The organism is Ruegeria sediminis, assembly GCF_005938215.1.
Lineage (GTDB): Bacteria > Pseudomonadota > Alphaproteobacteria > Rhodobacterales > Rhodobacteraceae > Ruegeria > Ruegeria sediminis.
The window spans coordinates 179399-202739 of the sequence record NZ_VCPD01000002.1; the positions used below are offsets into that span (position 1 = coordinate 179399).

28 protein-coding genes and 1 tRNA gene are annotated in these 23341 nt (G+C 61.0%); 10 read left to right on the plus strand and 19 right to left on the minus strand.

Going from position 1 to position 23341, the window contains the following annotated elements; translation table 11 throughout:
- Window positions 1-75 precede the first annotated feature (75 nt).
- From FGK63_RS05450 to FGK63_RS05465, 4 genes are all read left to right on the plus strand, one after another.
- A complete protein-coding gene (locus FGK63_RS05450) occupies window positions 76-1071 on the plus strand; it encodes an NADPH:quinone oxidoreductase family protein (RefSeq protein WP_138841198.1) in 996 nt (331 codons plus the stop codon).
- A gap of 92 nt (window positions 1072-1163) precedes the next feature.
- Window positions 1164-1634, plus strand: a complete 471-nt coding sequence (locus FGK63_RS05455) for a MaoC family dehydratase (protein ID WP_138841199.1) — start codon at window positions 1164-1166, stop codon at window positions 1632-1634.
- A 139-nt stretch (window positions 1635-1773) separates the two neighbouring features.
- Entirely contained in the window at window positions 1774-2223 is a 450-nt protein-coding gene (gene aroQ / locus FGK63_RS05460) for a type II 3-dehydroquinate dehydratase (RefSeq protein WP_138840601.1), read from the plus strand.
- Window positions 2220-2975, plus strand: coding sequence for a helix-turn-helix transcriptional regulator (locus FGK63_RS05465; protein ID WP_138840602.1), 756 nt, complete (start codon window positions 2220-2222; stop codon window positions 2973-2975). The genes aroQ and FGK63_RS05465 overlap by 4 nt, the downstream gene beginning before the upstream one ends.
- Before the next feature lie 404 nt (window positions 2976-3379).
- Here FGK63_RS05465 and tsf read toward each other — a convergent pair whose 3' ends face one another.
- Both tsf and rpsB read right to left on the minus strand, forming a co-directional pair.
- Entirely contained in the window at window positions 3380-4255 is an 876-nt protein-coding gene (gene tsf / locus FGK63_RS05470) for a translation elongation factor Ts (protein WP_138840603.1), read from the minus strand.
- 76 nt (window positions 4256-4331) lie between these two features.
- A complete protein-coding gene (gene rpsB, locus FGK63_RS05475; protein WP_138840604.1) occupies window positions 4332-5111 on the minus strand; it encodes a 30S ribosomal protein S2 in 780 nt (259 codons plus the stop codon).
- A gap of 239 nt (window positions 5112-5350) precedes the next feature.
- Between rpsB and FGK63_RS05480 the strand changes: the two genes are divergently transcribed.
- Window positions 5351-6481: a porin gene (locus tag FGK63_RS05480; protein ID WP_138840605.1), complete on the plus strand. Its 1131-nt coding sequence runs from the start codon at window positions 5351-5353 to the stop codon at window positions 6479-6481.
- 7 nt (window positions 6482-6488) lie between these two features.
- Here the strand turns inward: FGK63_RS05480 and FGK63_RS05485 are convergent, their stop codons facing one another.
- The 4 genes from FGK63_RS05485 to FGK63_RS05500 all read right to left on the minus strand — a co-directional run bounded on the left by FGK63_RS05485 (window position 6489) and on the right by FGK63_RS05500 (window position 9570).
- Entirely contained in the window at window positions 6489-7514 is a 1026-nt protein-coding gene (locus tag FGK63_RS05485; protein ID WP_218961114.1) for a DcaP family trimeric outer membrane transporter, read from the minus strand.
- A 153-nt stretch (window positions 7515-7667) separates the two neighbouring features.
- Entirely contained in the window at window positions 7668-8507 is an 840-nt protein-coding gene (gene olsA, locus FGK63_RS05490; protein ID WP_138840607.1) for a lyso-ornithine lipid O-acyltransferase, read from the minus strand.
- Window positions 8504-9271, minus strand: coding sequence for an L-ornithine N(alpha)-acyltransferase (gene olsB, locus FGK63_RS05495; protein WP_138840608.1), 768 nt, complete (start codon window positions 9269-9271; stop codon window positions 8504-8506). Before olsB ends, olsA begins: the two co-directional genes overlap by 4 nt.
- A gap of 116 nt (window positions 9272-9387) precedes the next feature.
- Entirely contained in the window at window positions 9388-9570 is a 183-nt protein-coding gene (locus tag FGK63_RS05500; RefSeq protein WP_010440107.1) for a DUF3553 domain-containing protein, read from the minus strand.
- Between the two features lie 46 nt (window positions 9571-9616).
- Here FGK63_RS05500 and FGK63_RS05505 point away from each other — a divergent pair, with 46 nt between their 5' ends.
- A complete protein-coding gene (locus FGK63_RS05505; protein WP_138840609.1) occupies window positions 9617-10213 on the plus strand; it encodes a histidine phosphotransferase family protein in 597 nt (198 codons plus the stop codon).
- Between the two features lie 21 nt (window positions 10214-10234).
- Here FGK63_RS05505 and FGK63_RS05510 read toward each other — a convergent pair whose 3' ends face one another.
- The 9 genes from FGK63_RS05510 to FGK63_RS05550 form a co-directional block, all read right to left on the minus strand.
- Complete coding sequence (locus FGK63_RS05510) at window positions 10235-11497, minus strand: glutamate-5-semialdehyde dehydrogenase (RefSeq protein ID WP_138841200.1); 1263 nt, start codon at window positions 11495-11497, stop codon at window positions 10235-10237.
- Between the two features lie 53 nt (window positions 11498-11550).
- Window positions 11551-12657: a glutamate 5-kinase gene (gene proB, locus FGK63_RS05515; protein WP_138840610.1), complete on the minus strand. Its 1107-nt coding sequence runs from the start codon at window positions 12655-12657 to the stop codon at window positions 11551-11553.
- Entirely contained in the window at window positions 12645-13679 is a 1035-nt protein-coding gene (gene obgE / locus FGK63_RS05520) for a GTPase ObgE (RefSeq protein WP_138840611.1), read from the minus strand. Before obgE ends, proB begins: the two co-directional genes overlap by 13 nt.
- Before the next feature lie 36 nt (window positions 13680-13715).
- On the minus strand, window positions 13716-14252 hold the full coding sequence (locus FGK63_RS05525; protein ID WP_138840612.1) for a GNAT family N-acetyltransferase: 537 nt from the start codon (window positions 14250-14252) through the stop codon (window positions 13716-13718).
- A complete protein-coding gene (locus FGK63_RS05530) occupies window positions 14249-14857 on the minus strand; it encodes a LysE family translocator (RefSeq protein ID WP_138840613.1) in 609 nt (202 codons plus the stop codon). Before FGK63_RS05530 ends, FGK63_RS05525 begins: the two co-directional genes overlap by 4 nt.
- A 95-nt stretch (window positions 14858-14952) precedes the next feature.
- Entirely contained in the window at window positions 14953-15222 is a 270-nt protein-coding gene (gene rpmA / locus FGK63_RS05535; protein ID WP_138840614.1) for a 50S ribosomal protein L27, read from the minus strand.
- A gap of 11 nt (window positions 15223-15233) precedes the next feature.
- Window positions 15234-15842: a 50S ribosomal protein L21 gene (locus FGK63_RS05540; protein ID WP_138840615.1), complete on the minus strand. Its 609-nt coding sequence runs from the start codon at window positions 15840-15842 to the stop codon at window positions 15234-15236.
- A 213-nt stretch (window positions 15843-16055) separates the two neighbouring features.
- Window positions 16056-16865 carry a DUF2059 domain-containing protein gene (locus tag FGK63_RS05545; RefSeq protein ID WP_138840616.1) on the minus strand — a complete coding sequence of 270 codons (810 nt, stop codon included), beginning with the start codon at window positions 16863-16865 and terminating at the stop codon, window positions 16056-16058.
- Entirely contained in the window at window positions 16865-17704 is an 840-nt protein-coding gene (locus FGK63_RS05550) for a DUF2059 domain-containing protein (protein WP_425471834.1), read from the minus strand. The genes FGK63_RS05545 and FGK63_RS05550 overlap by 1 nt, the downstream gene beginning before the upstream one ends.
- Before the next feature lie 126 nt (window positions 17705-17830).
- On the opposite strand from FGK63_RS05550, the gene FGK63_RS05555 reads away from it, so the two are divergent.
- Window positions 17831-17920: transfer RNA gene (locus FGK63_RS05555), tRNA-Ser, on the plus strand.
- 229 nt (window positions 17921-18149) lie between these two features.
- On the opposite strand, the gene FGK63_RS05560 is transcribed toward FGK63_RS05555, so the two are convergent.
- The 3 genes from FGK63_RS05560 to FGK63_RS05570 form a co-directional block, all read right to left on the minus strand.
- Window positions 18150-18749: a ferric reductase-like transmembrane domain-containing protein gene (locus FGK63_RS05560; protein WP_138840618.1), complete on the minus strand. Its 600-nt coding sequence runs from the start codon at window positions 18747-18749 to the stop codon at window positions 18150-18152.
- A 20-nt stretch (window positions 18750-18769) separates the two neighbouring features.
- Window positions 18770-19258, minus strand: coding sequence for a peptidase associated/transthyretin-like domain-containing protein (locus FGK63_RS05565; protein WP_138840619.1), 489 nt, complete (start codon window positions 19256-19258; stop codon window positions 18770-18772).
- 165 nt (window positions 19259-19423) lie between these two features.
- On the minus strand, window positions 19424-20065 hold the full coding sequence (locus FGK63_RS05570; RefSeq protein ID WP_138840620.1) for a hypothetical protein: 642 nt from the start codon (window positions 20063-20065) through the stop codon (window positions 19424-19426).
- A 639-nt stretch (window positions 20066-20704) separates the two neighbouring features.
- Here FGK63_RS05570 and FGK63_RS05580 point away from each other — a divergent pair.
- From FGK63_RS05580 to FGK63_RS05590, 3 genes are read left to right on the plus strand one after another with little or no spacing between them, the layout of a single operon-like run.
- Window positions 20705-20956, plus strand: a complete 252-nt coding sequence (locus FGK63_RS05580; protein ID WP_138840622.1) for a PepSY domain-containing protein — start codon at window positions 20705-20707, stop codon at window positions 20954-20956.
- A gap of 7 nt (window positions 20957-20963) precedes the next feature.
- Window positions 20964-21539: a cytochrome b/b6 domain-containing protein gene (locus FGK63_RS05585; RefSeq protein ID WP_138840623.1), complete on the plus strand. Its 576-nt coding sequence runs from the start codon at window positions 20964-20966 to the stop codon at window positions 21537-21539.
- Window positions 21536-21946, plus strand: a complete 411-nt coding sequence (locus tag FGK63_RS05590) for a helix-turn-helix transcriptional regulator (protein WP_138840624.1) — start codon at window positions 21536-21538, stop codon at window positions 21944-21946. The genes FGK63_RS05585 and FGK63_RS05590 overlap by 4 nt, the downstream gene beginning before the upstream one ends.
- 379 nt (window positions 21947-22325) lie before the next feature.
- On the opposite strand, the gene FGK63_RS05595 is transcribed toward FGK63_RS05590, so the two are convergent.
- Window positions 22326-23315, minus strand: a complete 990-nt coding sequence (locus tag FGK63_RS05595; protein ID WP_138840625.1) for a GlxA family transcriptional regulator — start codon at window positions 23313-23315, stop codon at window positions 22326-22328.
- Window positions 23316-23341 lie beyond the last annotated feature (26 nt).

A 23341-nucleotide genomic window follows, 5' to 3' on the forward strand; every position in this document is an offset into this window, starting at 1 on the left:
GACAACAGCCTGAGCCGACAGAAGACTTCACGTCAGTTTGCAGATTCCGCGCGGCCGAGAGAGGGGAGAATGTCCATGAAAGCAATGCTCAGCACAGCGCCCGGCGGGCCGGAAACACTGGAATTGACCGAACTCCCCGATCCCGTGCCGAAGAAGGGCGAATTGCTGGTGCGGGTGCGTGCGGCCGGGGTGAACTTTCCCGACACGCTGATGATCCGGGACCTATACCAGATGAAACCGCCCCGCCCCTTCGCTCCTGGCGGCGAGATCGCGGGCGAGGTTCTGGCCATCGGCGAAGGGGTCGAGGGGTTCAAGACAGGCGACCGGGTGCTCGCCCTGACCGGTCACGGCGGGTTCGCCACGCATCTGACAATCAGGGCCGCTTCTGCCGTGAAGATGCCCGATACGATGCCTTACGAGGATGCCGCCTGCTTCATCTTTACATACGGAACTTCCCACCACGCGCTCAAGGACCGGGCCGCGCTGCAGGCTGGTGAAAGCTTGTTGATCCTGGGTGCCGCCGGGGGCGTCGGCGCCGCTGCAATCGAGCTTGGCAAGGCGGCCGGCGCGCAGGTTATCGCGGCGGTGTCGTCGCAGGAAAAGGCCGAGTTCTGCCGCGAGATCGGAGCGGACGAAACGCTCGTCTATCCGCTCCGGATGGACAAGGACGCGCAAAAGGCGCTGTCGGCGGATATCAAGAAGTTGGCCGGCGGCGAAGGGGCGGACGTTGTCTACGACGCGGTGGGCGGAGACTATGCCGAGCCGGCGTTGCGGGCGACGGCCTGGCAAGGGCGGTATCTTGTCGTCGGGTTCCCGGCTGGCATCCCGAAAATCCCGCTCAATCTGACCTTGCTCAAAGGATGTCAGATCGTCGGTGTCTTTTGGGGCGCGTCGGTGTTCCGGGATCCCAAGGGCCATGCAGAGAATATGGCCGACCTGTTCCGTCTATACGGCGAGGGCAGGATCAAGCCCCGGATCAGTGCGCGTTATCCGCTGGAACAGGCTGCCGAGGCGCTGGACCTCATGCAAGCGCGCAAGGTCATGGGCAAGGTCGTGATCACGATGGACTGAGGCACGGCCCGAGTGCGCGAAGCCTCGGAAATCCGGAACCCCGCTTGACCGTGTTGACGGCGGCATTCCAAGCAAAGATCGAGGAACACTTCATGTCGGCATTGGACAACGCTCTGGCGGCTGCACAGGAAAACCTTGGCGTCGAGGTCGGCGTGTCGGACTGGATTACCGTCAGCCAGCACATGATCGACGAGTTCGCCCGGGTGACGTTGGACGACCAATGGATCCACGTCGACCCAAGCCGCGCGGCTGCCGAAACCCCGTTCGGCGGATCCATTGCCCATGGGTTCCTGACGCTGTCGCTGGCAAGCCGCATGTTCTACGACTGTTTCGATCCGCTGCCTGGTCAGGCGATGGGGATCAACTATGGCTTCGACAAGCTGCGGTTTCTGGCGCCCGTGCGCTCCGGCGCCCGCATCCGTGGACGCTTCGTCCTGAGCAAGGTGCGCAAACGGTCCGAGACCGAGTTGTTGCGGGTTCACGATCTGACCGTCGAGATCGAGAACCAGAATACCCCCGCCCTGGTCACAAGTTGGCTGGGGTTGACCATTTTTGATCTCTAGCCCGATTTTTTCCCCGATAAATGCCGGTAATGGTCATATTCCCGCCGTTAGGTCACCTGTATGTTGCATGCGACCGACAGGCCTGTGGACAGTCAATCCCATTCATGGCTATGAGAGAGTCTATGGGGAAATTACACGCATGAGTAAAATCTTGGTCCTCAATGGCCCGAACCTCAACCTGCTGGGCACGCGCCAGCCCGAGGTTTACGGGAACACGACATTGAAGATGATCGAAGAGGCCTGCACCCGGCACGGGGAGAAACGCGGGCTGAAGGTGACCTGCGGTCAGTCGAACCACGAAGGCGCTCTCATCGACGCGATTCATGCTGCCCGCAAAGAACAGGACGGGATCGTTCTGAATGCCGGGGCATACACCCATACATCGGTTGCCATCATGGACGCGATTTCCTCGGCCCAGGTGCCAGTGGTCGAGGTTCACCTGTCGAACATTCACGCCCGGGAAACCTTTCGGCACAAGTCGTTCATAGCTCCGGTCGCGATCGGGCAAATCTGCGGCTTCGGGGCACGGGGTTACACCCTCGCGCTCGATGCATTGGCCGCATATCTGCAAGGGGAAACGCTCGGATGAAGCTACGGGAATACCTGCATTTTCTGAGTTATACCAAGACGCTGGAAGAATTCTGGGACGCACATTGCCGCCAGATGGCTGAGTACGGGTTCGTGCGGCTTCTGTACGGATGCACGCAGTACCGGACCGAGACATCGCTTGGCGACCCCGCGGATTTCGTCATTCTTTCCAACCACTGCAAGGAATACCTGGACGGTTTCCTGCACTCGGGGCTCTACTTCCACGCGCCGATGTTGAAATGGGCGTTGAACCACGAAGGCGCGGCCAGCTGGCGCCTCATTGCCGAGATGATGAACAGCAACGTGATGTCCCCGCAAGAGCGGCGGGTCTACGAGTTCAACCAATCAATGGGCGTCGTCAGTGGCTATACGATCAGCTTCAACTCGGTCTCGATGCGGTCCAAGGGGGCGATTTCGCTCTGCGCTGAAAACGGACGGCCCCAGGACGAGGTTGACGCGCTGTGGGACAAGCATGGCCAGGACATTCTGCTGATGAACAACATGGCTCATCTCAAGATCCTGACCCTGCCCTACAACGCTCCGAACCGGGCGCTGACCAGACGCCAGCGCGAGGCGCTGCAATGGGTCGGGGATGGAAAGACCACGCAGGACATTGCCCTACTCATGGGCCTCACGACGGCGACCGTCGAAAAGCACCTGCGGCTCGCCCGCGAGGCGCTATCGGTCGAAACCACGGCGCAGGCTGTCCTGAAGGCATCTCTGCACAACCAGATGTTCGTGATGGAGGCTTAGGGTAACGCGATTGTGATGCTAAATCGCGCCAAATTACCTTGGGTAAGGAAATCATGACTTCCCTTTACCGGGTGCGAAATAGCACAATGAAACTGTTCCGTGAGTGGTGGCTTTAGCCAAGGAACATTTCGATCGGACCTTCGCGATTTCGGGGCTCTCCGGTCACTCCGACAAAAGGCGTTTATTCCTCGCGCGCTTGAGTCGGAAATTTTGAGGGGCCCCTACCATCCCCATCATTGTGGGGCCCCTCATTTAATTTCCCAAAACCGCTATGAACCTGACGTTTCGCTACAGCGCGTGGTCGCACGTTCTCCGGTGACCGAGAACGAACAAAGCCGGCTGCACTGTGTGCAACCGGCTTGCAATTGGTCGCGTCCGGACTCTCAGGGCCGGACGAAGGCGTGTCAGCCTTGGGCCGCTTTGGCGACTTCGGCAGCGAAGTCTTCCTTTTCGCGTGCGATGCCTTCGCCGACTTCCAGACGAATGAACCCGGTGATCGTGGCGCCGGCCTCTTTCGCGGCAGCTTCGACGGTCAGATCGGGATTCACAACGAACTGCTGGTTCAGCAGGGTCGACTCGGCCACGAATTTCTTCATGCGCCCCTCGATCATCTTTTCGATCACCGCTTCCGGCTTGCCGGATTCGCGGGCGATGTCCATCTGAACCTGCTTTTCCTTCTCGATCATGGCCGGATCCATGTCCGCCTCGGAAAGGGCAGCCGGGTTCACGGCCGCGATGTGCATTGCGACCTGCTTGCCAATGGTCTCATCGCCACCTTTCAGACCGACCAGAACGCCGATCTTGCCCATGCCAGGGGTCACGGCGTTGTGGACGTAGGAAACGACGGTGTCGCCTTCGATCTTGGCCATGCGGCGCAGGGTCATGTTCTCGCCGATGGTGGCGATCTTGTCGGTCAGGGTGTCGGCAACGGTCTTGCCGCCCAGGTCGGCGTCCTTCAGAGCCTCGACATCAGCCGCGTTCAGGGCAGCAGTGGCAATACGCGAAACCATCTCCTGGAATTCGGAGTTCTTGGCGACAAAATCGGTTTCAGCGTTGACTTCGACGGCGACGCCCTTGCCACCTTCGACGACGACGGCAACCAGGCCTTCGGCGGCGGTGCGGCCCGATTTCTTGGCGGCCTTGGCCAGACCCTTGGTACGCAGCCAGTCAACGGCGGCGTCCATGTCGCCATCGGTTTCGGTCAGCGCCTTCTTGGCGTCCATCATGCCGGCGCCGGTTGCGTCGCGCAGTTCTTTAACGAGTGCTGCTGTGATTGCCATTTTCGGCTCTCCTCAATTCAAACGGATTTGGGGCAGGTCATACCCTGCCCCATATGTCATTTCAGTGACGGGCAGCTTAGGCTTCGGCCGTTTCTTCGGCGTCTGCGGCAACGGCTTCTTCGACCGGAGTTTCTTCCAACTCACCCAGATCGACGCCAGCGGCGCCCAGCTGCGCCGACATGCCGTCCAAGGCAGCGCGCGAAGCCAGATCGCAGTAAAGTGCGATGGCGCGGGCCGCGTCGTCGTTGCCGGGGATGATGTAGTCGATGCCATCGGGCGAGCAGTTGGTGTCAACTACGGCCACGACCGGAATGCCCAGCTTGTTGGCTTCGGCAATGGCCAGCGCTTCTTTCTTGACGTCGATGACGAACAGCAGATCCGGAACGCCGCCCATCTCGCGGATGCCGCCCAGCGAAGCCTGCAGCTTCTCCTGGTCTCGTTCCATGCCCAGACGCTCTTTCTTGGTCAGGCCCTCGGCGCCGGATTCCATTGTCTCGTCGATCTGCTTGAGACGGCTGATCGACTGGGAAACGGTTTTCCAGTTGGTCAGCGTGCCGCCCAGCCAGCGGTGGTTCATGTAGTACTGCGCCGACTTTTCGGCAGCTTCGGCGATCGGGCCGGCAGCCTGACGCTTGGTGCCGACGAACAGGATGCGGCCGCCTTTTGCAACGGTTTCGCGAATGACCTGCAGAGCCTGGTCCAGCATCGGGACGGTCTGCGTCAGGTCGAGGATGTGGATGCCGTTGCGCGCGCCGTAGATGAACGGAGCCATGCGCGGGTTCCAGCGTTGAGTCTGGTGGCCGAAGTGAACGCCAGCTTCCAGCAGCTGACGCATGGTGAACTCGGGAAGAGCCATGCTTAGTTTTTCCTTTCCGGTTTACGCCTTGGCGGGGGTGATAGAGAAGCGGATGCTCCAACCGGCGGTCTTTATGGGGATGTCTCCCCCAAAAAGGCCAAAACCCCGCCTGCGGGTTTGAATAGCGCGCGTATAAGGCAGCTTTTCCCCGGTTGCAAGGGTGGAAAACCGTCTGCGTCATGGTATCGACGCTTTCCCGTGGCACCAAAAGGCGGACTGCCGGGAACAAGGTGGGATACATGGACAGTACTGCAACACGCCAGGCCGTCGGGGCCGTGGCACTTGGCGTCGGCCTGATGCTGACCGCTACGATGGGCCGTTCCGAGTTGCCGACGTATAAACTGGCCGGCGGCTACGTCTTTGCACCCTACGGTCAACTTCATTTCGCCTACCAGTCCTTTGATGATGGGCAGGAAAAGACTGGCAACATCGTCGACATCACCAACTCCAACAGCCGGTTGGGCTTTTTCATTGAGCCCGGCTCGGATTTGGCCGCGTTGTCTTTTCAGTTCGAATCCGGCCTGGGGTTTCGTCCGTCCAGCAAGACAAGCCAGACATTCACGCCCAAGTTCTGGGACTGGAGCCGGACCGATCTTCGCAAGGTCCAGTTCATACATGACAGCCATCTCGGCACATTCAGGATCGGGCAAGGCAGCATGCCGACGGACGGCGTTGCGGAGTCCAATCTCGGCGGCACGGTTGTCGTGGCGAAATCCACGATACCCGAAGCCAACGGAGCCTATTTCCTGCGCGCGTCGGACGGAACGCTCACCGGCGTCACGATTGGCGACACGTTCGACAACTTCGACGGATCGCGCCGTCTCAGGTTGCGGTACGACACACCCGCGATCGCCGGGTTCTCCTTGTCCGCAGGCATCGGAAAGGAGGTCCTGAAATCCGGGGACGACGATCGGTACTACGGCTTCGCGCTACGCTTTGACCGGAGTTTCGACAGATTCAAGGTCATTGGCGCGATCGGTTCGGGCTATGCCGATGGAAGGCCCGGAACTTCGCGCATGACGGTCGGTTCCATATCCGCCCTGGATCAACGCAGCGGCCTTTATCTGTCGGTGGCCGCGGGCCAGTCATCCGAGGAAACACAGCCAGGTTACATCTACGTCAAAGGCGGGTGGAACACGGACCTGTTCGACTTTGGTCCGACCAACTTCGTGATCGAGAGTTTTCTGGGTCGGGACTATGCCGCGCGCGCATCGACCTCGCGCATGTGGGGTGCAGGCATCATCCAGAACTTCGAGCAGCGGAATCTCGAGGTCTACGGAGGATACCGCTCATTTTCCTACGACGATCCCACGCCCGTCAGCTATCAGGACGCAGGCGCGGTCCAGATCGGCGCGCGGGTCAGGTTCTGAGCAAAGTTCAGAACGCGTATTTCACGGCAAACTGCACCCGGTCCGCGTCAAAGGAATTGCCCGAAGCATCCTTGCGGCGCCCGTTGAAATACTCGGCCATCAGCGTTGTGTTCTTGTAGACGGTGTAAAACGCCGACAGATGGACGGTCTGCAGATCCTTGGTATTGGTTCCTACGGCCCGGTCCAGGTCCACCCAGCCACCCGTGATGGCAAGCTTCAGCTTGTCGTTGACCTGATGCGAAACGGTCACGGCGCCGGCGTTGTATTCGACCGTGTCGCCGCCAAGAAACACCGCAGGTCCCGAAAGACCGGCGTTGAGAATGTCCGCGGTACCGTCACCGATGGAAACCCCGGCCTTGATCGTGCCGCCCTGCCACGGACGGAAAAGACCTGCGAATGTCATGCCCCAGCCTTCGACGTCGTTGCCGGAAATGGTCGCGTCGCGCCAAAGGCCGGAAACACGGACCATTCCAAAGTCAAAGCCGTAGCGCACAGCCGCTGTGAAGGCGACGTCGTCCGAATTGGCTACATCCTCTTCCGCCGAAGCCGAGACGGTCCATCTTGCGCTCGGGTTGAAGGTGTAACGCACTTGCGGCTTCCGCGCGAAGGGATAGCCGCCGGGCCCCTGGAAATCCACGGTGTCGGCAAGGGTTTCGACCGACATGTAGTTGGTCCAGTTCTGGCCGACGATGAAGCCGTTCCATTCCACGAACGCGTGGCGCAATCTCAGGGCTTCGTTGCTGCCGTAGAAGTCGCCCTCGAATCGGGCAAAGATGTCCTGGCCGTGGACGTCGAAACCGATCCGCGTTTCTCGAACGTTTGCTCGGTCGAAAGTGCCCGTCGCCGGTCCGTTGGGAAGCCCGATGTTGCGGATCTGAGCGGTCGTATTTCCAAGCTCGTAGTCAAAGTCCCGGATCAAATCCAGTTTGACATAGCCATAAGGCGTGACGGTCACACCGGATCCGATATCGAATGCCAAGGGCGACCGGTCATCTTCGGCAAATGCGGGCGACAGGCCGATCGTCGTCGCCACGCAGCCGCAACAAATGGTTTTCAAGACGGTTTGCATATCGAACCCCGCAAAAGCACTCGTTCTTGGTGGCAAGATACCGCATCTGGTCGGGACACAGACTGCGCCAAATCAAATGAAACGCACCTGTTGTGCAAAGGACGCAGATCGCCTGCGTCAGTCTTGATCGGCTTCCACGGCGCGATAATGACCGTTCCGAACCTGATCCTCGCAAAACCTGGCAAGTTCCTTGCGGTCGGCAAAGCCCGCCACCGGCACGGCCGGATGATAGATCAGTTCGACCGAACCCTGCGGCCATGCCGCCAGCGTCTTGAGCAGATGCGGACCAAAGTCCATGTCTCCCCACCAGCCATAGAAGCGGTCGGGCTGTCCCTTGGGGGCGTGAAACACGACAGTGACCGGCTGCACATACATGAAGGACCTGAGTTTCGGGGCGAAAAACGCTGCGAACAGTGTGGTTTTGAACGGCAGCACGCGCAGCCCGTCGGTCGAGGTTCCTTCCGGGAAGAACAGCAGCTTGTGCCCTGCCCTGAGCCGTTCTTCGAACAACTTTGTCTGCTCTCGCGCTTTTCTCGGATTGCGCTCGATGAACACCGTTCCGGCCGCGCGGGCCAGCCAGCCGATGGCCGGCCATTGCGCGACCTCATCCTTGGACACGAAATAGACGCGCTTGCGCGCATTGAGCGCGAAGATGTCCAGCCATGACGTATGGTTCGCCACGACTGCGCCGCGTTCGCGCATCAGGTCGCCGGTGGTCCGAAGCTTGATGCCAAGAATGCGGAACGCATTCCGGCCCACGAACTGCGGCAGAAAGGCCGTGACCGGCCGGTGCATCCCGCAGATCGGCTTTTCGATCAGGCGGATCGCAACCAGAACCAGCAGACCGACAAAAAGCATCGCGGCAAGCGGCACGCCGCGCAGGATCACCAGAAGCCAGCCCAATGCGCCGATTTCCACCGGGTCCGGCGCGTCCTCGCTATGCCATGACGGGTTCATCGGTCGGGTGACGCTCCGGCGTAGATGCGCCTCTGGCGCTCGTTCATTCGGGCGGTGTCGAGGATCAGACACACGTCGGTGGTGTTGAAGCCGTGATCGATGAAGGCCCCGTCTCCGACGAACCCCCCTAGTCGCAGATAGGCCTTGATGAGGGCCGGAACCGCAAGCATCGCCTTGCGCCGGTCAAGCTCGGTTGCCGGAACAAGATTCATGTCCACGTAGGAAGCCGGTTGTGCCCGGACCCTCAGTTCCGCTGGCGCAAGGTGGTTGTGGTGCAACATCGACAAGGGTTGCGCCAACGCCTGAACATCCGTTCCGTGAAAGCTGGCGACGCCGAACAGCACGTCGATCTCGTGCTCGGCCACATATCCCGCCAACCCGTGCCAGAGGTGGTACATGGCCGTGCCGCCCCGATAGGCGGGATGAACGCAGGACCGGCCCAGTTCAAGAAGTTTGCGACCGCTGGCCTTGAGAACGCTCAGATCATATTCATCTTCCGAATAGAACTGGCCGACTTCTTCGGCGCGGTCCCCAGGCAGCAAACGATAGACGCCGATGACCTCGGCGGTATCGTTGTCGATGGCCAGCATGTGGTCGAAGAACGGGTCGAAACGGTCCTGTTCAAGCCCAGCCTCGTGATCCACCATTTCGCCGCCGCCGCCCAGTTCGCGCACGAACACGTCATAGCGCAACCGCTGGGCCGCCCGCAGTTCATCCTCGGTCTGGGCAATCTTGACGGTGAAGGAGGGCCCGCGATCCGGCATTCACGATCCAGTAGTCAGGAGAAGTTCAGGACGCTGCGTCTGATACAGCACATTTCGGGAAAATGACAACCTGCGCCACGTGTACCGCGGCGGCGTTAACCTTTCGTAAACCAGTTTCACGGATCAAAGACGGGCATCAGGGCTATGCGCGTCCCGTCGATCACCACCTTCCCCTGCTCGCGGAAGTTGACGGTGATCTTGCCGCCGATATTGGACTGTACCTGTCCGACCCCCCAATCGGGGAAATCCGGGTGGCGGACGTACATGCCCGGTGCAAGTATGGCATTCAGATCTGTCATTTCCGGCTCGTATCAGGGCAACTGGCGGATGCAACAGGAGGTATCCATGGGCGATAGCAGCGTCAACCTTGCCGCCTTGATCGGCTCGCGGATTTGCCACGATCTGATCAGCCCCATCGGCGCCATCACCAACGGGCTGGAGTTGCTGGACATGGTCGGGGCGGTGCAAGGCCCCGAGATGGAACTGATCTCGGGCAGCGTCGGAAATGCGGGTGCGCGTATCCGGTTCTTTCGAATCGCCTTTGGGTCATCCGGCGAGGCCAGATTGGGACGCACGGAAATCGCCAAGATCCTCGACGACCTCGGCCGCGCCAGCCGGATCAAGGCGCATTGGGCGCCGCAGGAGCCGAAGCCGCGTACCGAGGTCAAACTTGCGTTCCTTGCGCTGTTATGCTGCGAAACGGCGATGCCCCTGGGCGGCACTGTCGAAGTCGCTTGCGATGGCGGGCAATGGACCGTGGCCGGAATGGCCGACAAGATGAACATAGAATCAGATCTCTGGCATGGCCTGAACGCCCGGACCACCCGTGCGCGTATCACGCCGGCGCTCGTCCAGTTCGCCCTGCTGCCTGCAATCGCCGCCGAGGCGGGGCGGCGCGTCCGCGCCGAAACCTCGTCGACGCGCGTGGTGATCCGGTTCTGACCTGGCGGCAGGCCGGCCGGATCAGGCGCGGGTCGTACCGTCGCCCCGCACCAGGTACTTGAAACTGGTAAGCTGCGCCGCGCCCACCGGACCGCGCGCATGCATCTTGCCGGTCGCGATGCCGATCTCCGCTCCCATGCCGAACTCTCCCCCATCCGCGAATTGGGTCGAGGCGTTGAGCATAAGGATGGCGCTGTCCAGCCGCTCGAAAAAGCGCGCCGCTGCGGCTGGGTCCTCGGTCATGATGCAGTCGGTATGGCTGGAGCCATAAGTGCGGATATGCTCGATCGCCTCGTCGATGCCGGCGACCGGGCGCGCGGCGATGATGCTGTCGAGATATTCCCTGCCCCAGTCCTGAGATGTGGCGGGAACCGTGCCGTCGATGGCCAGACCACCCTCGGCGTGAACCTCGACGCCTGCGGCCAGCAGCGCGGCCACCATCTCGCTGCCCAGCGTGCCCACCACGTCCTGGTGGACAAGCAGGCACTCGGCGGCACCGCATATGCCGGTCCGCCGCGTCTTGGCGTTTAGAACAACCTCGATCGTCTTGGCCGGATCGGCGGCCTTGTCGACATAGATGTGCACGATCCCTTCGAGATGCGCGAAAACCGGCACCCGCGCTTCGCGCTGCACCAGTCCGACAAGACCCTTGCCGCCGCGCGGCACGATCACGTCCACGTAGTCGGTCATGGTCAGCAACTCCTGCACCGCGGCCCGGTCACGGGTCGGCACCAGTTGGATCGCGTGTTCCGGCAGGTTTGCGGCCTTCAACCCTTCGACCAGGCAGGCATGAATCGCGCCAGAGGAATGAAAGCTCTCCGAGCCGCCTCGAAGGATCACGGCGTTGCCGGATTTCAGGCACAATGCACCCGCATCGGCAGTCACGTTCGGGCGGCTTTCGTAGATCACGCCGATCACCCCCAGCGGCGTGCGCACCCGCCGGATGTTCAGGCCCGAAGGCATGTCCCATTCGGCAAGAACTTCGCCAACCGGATCGGCCTGCTCGGCCACCGTGCGCAGGCCATCAACCATGCTGAGAATCCGGTTCTCGTCCAGCATCAGCCGGTCCATCATGGCCGGGCTCAGCCCCTTGTCGCGACCAAAATCCAAATCCTTGGCATTGGCCGCGACGATCTTTGCACGATTGGCCCAGACCGCATCCGCCGCCGCGATCAACGCCGCGTGTTTGCGTTCGGCGCTGGCAAAGGCCAATTCTCTCGAAGCCTCTTTGGCGCGGGCGCCCAGTTCGGCCATCAGGGCTGGAATGTTGTCGAGATCCTTCATCGTGGACGCCTTTCCGGTCATTCGAATTTCCGAACTTCTAGCAAAAAGATGTGTCAGAGGGCCATATCGTCACGGTGTATCAGAGCTGCGCGGCCGGGATAACCCAATGTCGGTTCTATTTCCGAGGATTTGCGCCCCTTGATCACCTCCGCCTCCTGCGCGGTGTACCGACTCAGCCCCTGCCCCAGCCTGTGCGACTTGCGGTCGAGGATCGCAACCGGATCGCCGCGCCCGAAATCGCCGGTCACCTCGACGATCCCTGCCGGCAGAAGGCTCTTGCCGTTCGCAAGCGCCCTTGCCGCTCCGTCGTCTACGACGATCGCGCCGCGCGGCTTCATCGCCGCGATCCAGCGTTTGCGGGCCGCCTGCGGGTCAAGCTTGGCCGTGAACCAAGTGCAGTTCGCGCCATTCTCCAGCGTTTTCAGAGGATTGAGAGGCGATCCTTCGGTGATCGCCATGTCGCATCCGGCCGCGGTCGCCATCTTGGCCGCCATCAGCTTGGTCTTCATGCCCCCCTTTGACAGACCCGACCCGGCGTCGCCGGCCATGGCCTCGATCTCGGGGGTGATCTGTTCGACGAAGTCGAAACGACGCGCATCGGCATCGTGATTCGGGTTGGCTGAATAGAACCCGTCCACATCCGAAAGCAGGATCAACTGATCGGCGCCGACGGTCACAGCGATCTGCGCCGCAAGCCGATCATTGTCGCCATACCGGATTTCATCCGTCGCGACTGTGTCGTTTTCATTGACAATCGGAACGACGTCCAGGCTCAGCAGAGTTTCCAGCGTCGCGCGGGAATTCAGGTAACGCCGGCGGTCTTCGCTGTCTTCCAGCGTGACCAGAACCTGCGCGGTGGTGATCTGGTGCGGCGCCAGAACTTCCTCATAGGCGCGGGCAAGGCGGATCTGGCCGACCGCTGCGGCCGCCTGCGACTGTTCCAACGGCAGCGCGGTTGACGGCAGGTTCAGCACCCCACGCCCCAACGCGATCGAGCCTGAAGAGACCAAAATGACGGAAGTGCCCTGTTTTTTCAGCCAGGCGACGTCCTGCGCCAGCGACAGCAGCCACTCCGATCGCAATAACCCTGTCTGCCGATCCACCAAAAGCGCCGATCCGATCTTGACGACCAGCCTGCGCGCCGAAGTCAGGGTTGCCAAGGCTGGGCCTCCTCGACCGGCTTGTGGCGCAGGCGATCCTGGTCGATCTTGGCGCGCAGGGCGCGCAGGACCTCGGTCACTCCCTGATGCGAGGCGCCGGACATGGTCATCACGGGCCCGCCGACTGCATCCTCCAACTCGCTCTTGGCAAGTTCCATTTCCTCGTCATCCAGCGCGTCGATCTTGTTCAGAACCGTGATCCGCGGTTTGCCGGCCAGATCGCCGCCATAGGCTTCGAGTTCGTGGATGATGGTCCGGTAATCCTCGGCCACCGTTTCCGACGTCCCATCGACAAGGTGCAGAAGAACGGCGCAACGCTCGACATGGCCCAGGAAACGGTCGCCGATACCGCGACCTTCATGGGCGCCTTCGATCAGGCCGGGGATGTCGGCCACGACGAATTCCACATTGTCCACCCCGACGACGCCAAGGTTCGGATGCAGGGTGGTAAAGGGGTAGTCCGCGATCTTCGGCCGGGCATTTGATGTCGCCGCCAGAAAGGTGGACTTGCCGGCATTGGGCATGCCCAGCAGCCCCACATCCGCGATCAGCTTGAGGCGCAGCCAGATGGTGCGCTCGACGCTGGCCTGCCCGGGATTCGCCCGGCGCGGAGCCTGGTTGGTGGCGGATTTGAAGTGCAGGTTGCCGAAGCCGCCGTTGCCGCCTCGCGCCAGCAGCACCCGTTCGCCCACCTGGGTCAGATCCGCTATGACGGTTTCTTCGTCCTCGTCGAGAATTTCGGTCCCCACCGGAACCCGAAGCACGATGTCGTCGCCATCCTTGCCGGTGCGCTGACGGCCTTGGCCCGGTTGCCCGTTCTTGGCAAAGAAATGCTGCTGATAGCGGAAATCGATCAGGGTGTTCAGCCCGTCAACCGCCTCGGCCCAGACCGAGCCGCCTTTGCCCCCGTCGCCCCCGTCGGGTCCGCCGAATTCAATGAACTTTTCGCGCCGAAAGCTGACGCAACCGCCGCCCCCGGCCCCGGACCGGATGTGGACCTTTGCAAGATCGAGAAATTTCATGGGGTCCCCTTATGCAAAGGCCACTTCGGCCACAAGTCAGAGTTTTCGGCTGTATGTCCAGGTTGCTACATTAGCGTCGCGAGCAACGGAATAGGTTTCGGCATCGCCGAGATACTGAAATCCGCAATGGGTCAATACCCGGGCCGAGGCCGGGTTGTCCTGAAACACGCTGGCGAACATGGTGGTGTTGTCCTGCGGATTGGCCTGAACCAGGGCTTCGACCGCCATCGAGGCGATGCCGGTGTTCCAATAGATCGGCGCGACCCAATACCCGACTTCGGACTGGTTGCGGTCCAGCCTTTTCAGCGAAATCACCCCGATCAGTTCCGGCCCGCCATCCCTGGTGGCATCCATGACCCAAACATCCTCGTCCCGGTCCTCGGCCATGGACCGGATCACGAATGCCTCGGTCGAACCGGGCGGCAACGGGTGCGGAATCGCCGTGGTCATCCTGGCAACACGCTCGTCGCTGGCGTAGTGCTCGATCAACCCCATATCCGACCGGCGCACCGGCCGCAGGTCGAACCGCTCGGTTTCGATGACCGGCTGATTTGTTATTGTTTCCAACTTCATATGTGCGCTCCTCCTCCGAACAACACAAACAACACGGACGCGACCGTAAGACATGCCAACGTCCACATCAGATATTTTTCGACAACCTTTCCCGCAACCGCGTGGGCAATTCTATCTCCGGCAAATGTCCAGACCGGGTGCAGCAGCAATTGACAGAACAACAAACAGAGAGCGATCGTCAGTGTAGCATCAAATGGTGGCGTTCCAGTAGCCACAAACCCGGTAAAACCCGCCACGATCATCGCCCAGGCCTTCGGATTCAGGGGGTGAACCACCAAACCGGCCCAGAACCCCGGCGCATCGCCTTCGAACCCTTCCGCCGAAAGACGCAAGTTGGCGATTTTCCAGGCCAGCCAGCAGATGTAGGCCGCCGAAACATATTTGAGAACTTCGAAAAACCCAGGCACCAGTTCCGCCAGTTGCATCAATCCAAAGCCCACCGGCCAGATGATCAACTGCTTGCCCAACACCACGCCCGCCACAAAGGGCAAAGCCGCCCGGAACCCATAGCGCGCACCCGTTCCCAACAGGACCATGTTGGCCGGTCCCGGCGTGCCGACCTGCGAAGCGGCAAAGATCAGGAAACTGGTCGTGGCAACGGTCATTCCAACGGCGTTTCAAAACTTGGTGAAAAGCGAAAGGGGACCGGCATTTTCTGCCGGTCCCCTTGGAATTTTTCCAAACCTTTTCGGGTCTCGGCTTACTCTGCGGCCTCCGCCGCTGGCAGAACCGAAATGAAGGTGCGGCCCTTGAGGCCCTTGTGGAAGGTCACGGCGCCGTCGACGGTAGCAAAGATGGTATGATCCTTGCCAATGCCAACGCCTTCGCCCGGCCAGAACTTGGTGCCGCGCTGACGCACGATGATGTTGCCTGCAACAGCGGCCTGGCCGCCGTACAGTTTCACGCCAAGGCGACGACCCGCGGAGTCGCGGCCGTTACGGGAGGAACCGCCAGCTTTCTTATGTGCCATTCTCTCTCTCCTTAGCCTTTGGCCAGCTCTTTGGCCTGCTCAACCCATTCGGGTTTCACTTTGATCGTCTCGATAGCAGCAATCTGCTCGTCCGACAAGGCAGCCAGAGCGGCGAAGCTCACGATGCCTGCATCGGCCAGTTTCTTGACTGCGGCGGGACCGACACCGGTGATCTGGGTCAGATCGTCGGCGGCGGCGGCCGGTGTTGCGGCCTTCGCTTCGGCCTTCTTGGCGGGCTTGGCCGCCGGAGCAGCTACGCCGGCCGGTGCCGAACCGGTTGCGACCTTGACGCCCGACTTGTCCGCACCCGAGGTGAGGATGTCGGTGATCTTGACCAGGGTCAGTTTCTGACGGTGGCCCTTGGTGCGCTTCGAGCTGTGCTTGCGACGGCGCTTGACGAAGTGGATGACCTTGTCACCCTTGACCTGTTCGATCACTTCGGCCTGAACGGCAGCGCCAGCGACGAACGGCGCGCCGACGACCGGAGCGTCACCGCCCAGCATCAGAACGTCGTTGAATTGAACTTTTTCACCTGCGTCGGCAGCCAGTTTCTCGACGCGGAGCATATCGCCCGCCTGAACCTTGTACTGCTTGCCGCCAGTCTTGAGGACCGCAAACATGCGTCATTCCTTTTCATTGCCGCGTTCTGTGGTCCCCGTCCTGCGGGCGTTGCCGGCTTGATGCCACCTCGAACAGCGCGCCCTTTCAGGGCGGATTTGAGACCCTTCAGGAAAACCTTGCGGGCCGAACAATAACGATACCCGGCGCGGAATATCCGGCCGGGATGCGCGCTTATCCAAGCATTCCGTCGGAATGTCAACAGATATCGGCGATCACAGGTCCGATGCCGTCATGGCGCCGCCGACCGCAAACCCGAGTTCGAAGGAGATGCGGTCATACATCCGGTCGAACCCCTCGAACAAGGCCGTGTTCAGGGCCTTTCCCGCTTCGGTTCTGGAAAAGGCGATGTTTTCCCGCAACTGCGCCTCGCTCAGCGGCTGGTAGGCCATCAGAAGAAAACCATACAGCCAGTCCTCGGTTTCCTTCCGTGTCTCGTCCTTGCGCGTCAGAAGCGTCGACAGCAAGGCCGCGTCGTCGCTGAAAACATCCTGCCCATCAGCGACGCCCCGAAGAAAGTTGAAATCTGCGCTCAACGTGCCGTTCAGGTTCTGCTCCACCAGGTCGTTGATCTGCACATACTCGTCGACCAGCAGAAACAGGGCCGAATTGCGATCCACCGCCGCGTAGTTGGCCTTGGCCATCTCTTCGACCGCATCGTCGGAAAAGGCCCGGCGAGCCGAGTTCTCCAGCGCGATGATCATCTGCCCCAGATCGCTTTCAAAGAACAGCGCCGCCTGTTCGATCTGGCCCGGCGTCAGCCCCACGTCCAGCGCGTTTCGGAGATCGGCCTTCATCGCCTCGGTTGCGTAGATGATTTCGACCTGGCTTTCGAAAAACGAACCGCCACTTCCGCCCAGCATGTCCTGGTCGAGATCGCGCGCATAGCTCAACCCCTCTTCACGAAGTATGCCCACCACCTCGTCAATGCGCATGGCGCTTGCAAGCCGGTCCACTGCCTCGTCCGCGGCCAGGGGCGCCGACCAGACAAGCGAGACCCCGACAAGAAAGGCGCCGAGCCGCATCAGATATCCTGGGCCGGATGCAGTTCGGCCATCCGCGCCGCCAGAACCTCAAAACGCCCGGCCATGATCTCGTACTGGACCGCGTTCAACAGTTCATAGACCTCCTGCATCAATGGCTGCTCCAACGCCTCGGCATAAGCCGTGACGTCCGCGTCCGAGAAGTCCTTGTAGGTGTAGGCGGCCCCGGCCAGCGCGGACATCTGCAGCGCGTTTCGCATCGAGCCTTCGTTGTGCCGCATCATTTCGCGCAATTCGTCCGCGCTCATCTCAAGGTCGATCACCCCTGCCCCGCTTGCGGCCAGCAGGAAGCGGATCTGGATCTCCTGAAGGGCCTTCAGAGCGATGCCGCTGGCGTCGATCGCGCGGTTCATCCGCTTAAGGCTTTCCACCCGCGGTGACCCGTCCCTGACCAGGCCCGCAACGATTTCCTGCCCCTCCAACTGCTTGGCGTCGTCGTCCTCGACCATGTGTGAAGCGTTTTCCGCCTCCACCAGCCTCTGCCCCAGGTCCGAGGCATAGAAGTCCACCGCGTGTTCAAGCGCCTCGTCGCTCAGTGTCTGTTCGAGGATGGACACGGCCAGCTCATGCATCTCTTCGGTGTCGAAGACTTCGTCGGTCAGGCGCGTCCAGTCGGATCCGAAATCGCCGGGATCGATCCCCAGCATCCCGGGCGCCGAGGATGACGCAAGCGCGATGCTGTCGAGCGCGACATCGAACCCGGTGGTTTTCAGAAAGGCTTCGATCCGGCTCCGTTCGGCAGCCGAAATCGGTGCCGTCGCGACCGCCAGGGCCAACACCGGAGCAAGGATCAGAACAAGGAAGCGGAGAGAAACGTGCATCATGACATCCAGCCTAGGTGATTTCCGGCGGCAGGCAACGGAAAATCCGGGAATGGCGAATTTCCGGAAATTTCTGCTTGCACCGCCCGGCGTTCACCACTAAATCCCCCCCTCACAGACCCCCGCGGAGAGGTGCCGGAGTGGTCGAACGGGGCGGTCTCGAAAACCGTTGTGGGCGCAAGTCCACCCAGGGTTCGAATCCCTGTCTCTCCGCCATTATCGCTCTGAAAAGCAATGATATCTATCGTATTTCAGGGCGTGGTACGATTTCCGTTATTGGCGATGCTTTGGGTCAAAGGTGTCATACTATGACCCCTTTTGGGCCTTCCACCGATGCCGGCTATGTCCCTTTGGGGTGTCGGCAATGACCCCCGTGCCCCTGATCATTGCGCGCTCGCGCAGACAACCGTACTTGCGTTATCTGGCGTCGCCTCCGAGTTTCGGTTCATCTTCGGGTCTTCCACACCCGCCGGTCGATCACCGCCTTCACCAAGGTCGCCAGGACCAGCGCGCAGAGGCCAAGTTTGGACACCACTTCCATCGTGCCTTCGATCAACATGGCGTGGACGATGCTGCTGACGGCGGCGATTGTCACAAGGGTCGTGTGGCCGAGACGCCATGTGCGAGGACGCAGCCGCATCCGTTTGCGCAAAGCGGCCATCAGCGCGGCGGCAAAAACCGCCCACATCGAGATCACACCCCATGCCGAAAACGGTGTCGGCGATGCGAACAGAAGGGCGTCGACAACGTCCGGTGGGCTGGTGACCCAAAGGCCGGCGACATGGGCGACGATCGCGGCGACAAGAAACCCGCCGGTCCAGCGATGCACACGCCGGCTGCGCGCAAGCGACAGGCCCGGCAGGTAGTTGCCCGCAAGCAGTGGCTGCACCAGCAGCAGCGCCATTGCGACGACCCCCGCCAACCCGGCGGCGATATAGACGGGTTGGCGCCAGGCGAGCAGCGGGCTGTTCAGTGCGGCGGCGAGCGGCACGACGACGGCAATCGCCAGGGCGGACCAGATCAGGGCTGCGCGGAGCAGCGTCATCCCGCGGCGGCCCACCCGGTTCAGACGGGCTGAAGCACGAAATGCGCGCTGAGGCTGGTGTCCTTGGCGCTTGGCATGACGGGACGCAGAAAAACGGGTTCGAACTCACCACTGTCATAGGCGAGGTGGCCGTGCGGCTGGCCGAAGGCAGGCACGATCTGAGGCATTTCGAGACGGAATTCGCCATTCGCGTCGGTGAGCGTGGCGCCGTGGCTGTGCGGATCGCGTTCATGCCCTTCGGTGGTGTGGGCCCAGATCTGGATGCGCTGCCCGGCCAGCGGGGCGCCATCGCCGGCGCGGCGCACCGTGCCGGTCATCCAGAAGCCGCCAACGCCGATCCGGTTCACGATGGGTGCGCCGGGAAGATAGTTGTTGGCCCCACCGCGCATCGTGGGCGTCGGTGCCAGGCCCTGAGCCTGGGCGGGGACAATGGGCACAGACACGACGGCGGCCATGGCGGCGCATCCGTTGACGATGAGCGAGCGGCGGGTCAATAGAACGGTAGGCATGTGGAGTTCTCCTACGGAACTTGCTGTCGCTGGGCCGATCCGGCCAGCCCAGCAGCGACAGAGCCTGAATGTAGCACGATTCGAAATTTTCCGAGTGCGGCGCGGCCCTGAGCGGGGCAAACCGCGCTCAAGGTTTCGTGAGCGCGGGGGCGCAAGCGGGCCGTTCTAATCCGCCGCGAAGCAGTAGAAATAGCCGTTTCCACCGGTCGAGCGCAGGTTGTCCGCACTGCATCCGCGCGATTGGTGTGCCGCATTCCATGAGGTGTTTCCGCCGCCATGCCGGTCATGGTGGCCCACAGTCGCCGCACCCTCGCCGTTCGAGGTCCAGTTCGAGCAGGTCTTGTCGCCTTCCTGCCAGGGGAAATAGGCGGTGCCGTCCTCCTGTGTCCCTGTCAGGATGTCGTGCTCGTTGCGCTCGTCATAGCGCCCCATGATCCGGTTGCCGTTTTCGTCCAGCGCGGTGCGCAGGAAGATGTTGGGGTTGATGTGAAGCTGATCGAGGTCGACGGCGATGAGTTCGCCAATGGCGTTGTACCACGGGCCCGTGCCGATCCTTTCCCGCGCCGAGATGCCGCGCTTGCCCTCTTCCTGCGTAGACAGGTAGGCGCGCCATTCGCGATCGCCTGCGCCGGCGGCTTCGGCGAGGCTCTGGCAATGGGCGTCCGCGCCCTCGAGCCCTCCAAGATTTCCGCCGTCGCCCAGCCCGACCGAGGTTACGAAGAACCCCATCGGCGGCTCTTGTGCATCCGCCGGAAGCGATTGTGAGGCCAGAATTGTCAGGGCAAATAGCGTGGTCAATCGGGTCATGACATCCTCCCTTTGCGACTGCCCGCAGTTTGCGGAGTTGCAGGGTTGGACGAAAGACCGCGATCAGGACTTCACGGTCAAGTGATAGGGAACGTGGCCGCCCAGTTGGGCTGACTGTCCTTTTCACGGAAGAACGGATCACCACCCCCAAAAGCTTAATCGAAAGGCCCGTTGTCGGTGGGTATTTTTCGCCGCTTATTGTGATGCGTTGGACCCCAGAGCGGACTTCCACGGCGTCGGCATCTACCGCAGCCTGGCCGTCAGATCGGCCATTCGTTCGTCGTGACGCGTGTTTTCGTGATCACTGGAATGGTCAGGGTCGATGGTGAATGTGTTTCTGATGGCTCCGGCGACGAGATTTGGAGCGTCGCAGTTTTTTCTTAGAATCCACCGGCGGGCAGCATCGCCAATAGTGAAATCGACACCTGTGAACGCAATTTCGATCCTGTAGCCTGTCCGATCGGTTCGGTCGCCGTCACCCCATAATTCTCTCATTGGCGCTCTCTTGTTTTAAGCAAGCGCTTAATCGAGGCTGAATAAGCCATTCGCCAATGGTGAAACAGGGTCAGAACGCTCAGGTCGGTGCACCGCGACAACTGCCGTTGCCGCCATTGAGAAATCTGAAACGAGGAAAATGCGATGCGCACTCTTGCTCTGACAACGCTTGTCGCCCTGGCCAATCCCGCATTTGCGGAAGACCTGGGCATGGACACGATGCTCGGCACCACGATGGAAGAAGTGACCACCAGCCTGACAAATATGGGCTACGAGGTTCGCAACGCCGAAATGGAAGACGGCAAGATCGAGGTCTATTTCGTCAAGGACAAGACCAGGGGCGAAGTCTATGTGGACCCCAAGACCGGCAAGGTCACGAAGCTCGAGATGAAGTGAGCGGACGATGTCGGTAGCAGAAAATCAGACCAGCGGGCGCGACGGCGCCCGCGACACCCTCGTGTGGGACCCGCTTGTCCGGCTGATCCACTGGTCCCTTGCCCTCACGATCCTTGTGAACGGCGCAATCACCGACGACGAAAGCAAACTGCACGAATGGGTTGGTTATGCCGCGCTGGGGCTTGTTGCCATTCGCCTTCTTTGGGGGGGCATCGGATCGAGGAACGCACGGTTCTCGGCCTTCCCGCCCAGCCCTATGCGGGCAGTCAGCCATGTGCGGAGGGTTTTGCGCGGTGACCACACCGTCCAACTGTCGCACAACCCGTTGGGTGCGCTCATGGTCTACAACCTCTGGCTCACCGTGATCGCTCTTGGCGTAACCGGTTACATGATGACGACGCTCCGGTTCCTTGGCATTGGCTGGGTGGCGGAAGCCCACGAATTGGCGTTCTACTGGCTGCTCCTGTCAGTCGGGTTGCATGTTGCGGGCGTGGGATTTGATGCTTGGCGTTCAGGTATCAATCTGGTGCGTGCAATGGTAAATGGACGCAAGCGTATTCCTCTGGGAACCAAGGTGGAGTGAATCGTCGAGAGCAGACGGCCAAAGCAAAGGAACGACGCGCGACGGTGCTTGCCGGCATCATCATTCTGCAAGCTCTGTGCGCGCTGTTCGTCATCGGTGACGTTATCGTCGACCTCGGCGGCGGCGGGCAAATGGCCGAGGTGATGGAGGGTTTCTTTGAAGACTGGAACCTGACTCCCGCGGAGCGAGACGTCGCAATCATGATCCTCAAGGGCATCGAAAACGAGGCCATCGCAAATGTCAGGAACACCGCGCCCGGCACCGTGCGCGCGCAAGCCACCAGCATCTATACCAAGTCAGGCACACACGGCCGCGCCCAGTTTGTCAGCTTGTGCATGGAAGAGCTGATGTCAGCCGACTTGTTCGCGGATGAGGCCAACAACGGCCATGATTCCGCACTTGCATAGACACCGGTCGGCAATGTGCGAACAATGTAGATTCGCCTCATATGGAATCCAAGCGGAGTTATCGTAGTACTTTTCGGGGGTTGCAGACACTTTGCGCCGCGGCAGACTGGTCCTTCAATGTTTGCCCAAAAAAACTGGTTCGCGGCGAGGTGCGAAGGTCTTACGATGTCTTGTCGAGTACGGCCCTGACCTGCCGTTGAACATGTCAACTGTTGCCGCAATGCGGCTTCACCAAACCGGCCATGCGCCGCATGTTCACGATCAGCGACCAGATGGAGGTCGGCGCGACGTACTGTCCAGTCTTTCGCAGCAAATTCATACTTCCGGGATTGCTGTCGCGGCATCTGGAAAACACGGCGAACGACGGTCGTTCACTGGTTCAAGACTTGATACCCAGCCCCGAAAGGTCTTCGGTACGAATTGCAGTGATTGCTCGCTGTGCCAATCTGCGAGGTCGCAGAACCGTCCCGTATTGCTTTCTGTATGCCTTGCGCAGCCCGGATGCGGTTGAAAAACCACAGCGCAGGGCGATTTCCTCGATTCCAACTCCGGAATGTGTTGCCAGTTCACGGGCACGGGCCAGACGCAATGTTTGGTAGTAACGCCCAGGAGGGACACCAAGTTCCTTCACGAACAAGCGCGACAGGTTTCGCTCTGACAGATTGGACCGGCGCGCGAGTTCCGACAAGGGCAGCGGGGTTTCAATCGCGTCCGCCATCAAGGTCAGCACTTTCCGCAACTGCCCGGACCCGCGACCGCCAAGCGTTGGAAAATTTCTTGCGGGGTCCGCCTGCGGTGGCGTGTCATGCAGGAACATTGTCGATACATCAAGCGCAACTGCGGGGCCGAAGTTTTCGTCAATGAACAACAGGATCAAGTCCAGCGCTGTCGCGGCACTGCCGCAGGTCCAGAAGCGCCCGTCGCGTACAAAACGCTCGTTGGTGGTGTGCGTATTCAAAAAGGTCTCGGCGAACTCGGAATGCAATTGCCAATGAATGGTGGCCCGCCGCCCGTCCAGCAAGCCGCAGGATGCCAATAGCCAAGCCCCGGTGTCGGCCCCGATCACCACTCCAGACCGCCGTGCGATCCGCAAGCTGTTTCGTATTGAACCCTTTGCGACCTCTTCGCGGAATTGATCGCCGCCGATCACCAGCACCAGGTCGCTCTTCTGCGCATAGCGCTGCAACGTATCCGGTTCGACCCGAATTCCGCTGGAACTCGCCACTGCCGCGTCGTCGTGGGTGAGGATCGACCAGGTGATATCCGCGTCCAAGCTGTCACGGACCACCCGCAGCGGTTCCAGCAGGCAGGCGAGCACGATGTTCGAAAAAGCTTCGGAAAGCAGGATGGAGACACTTAGAGATGGCATTTGGCAATTTCGGCGTGCATTTTGTC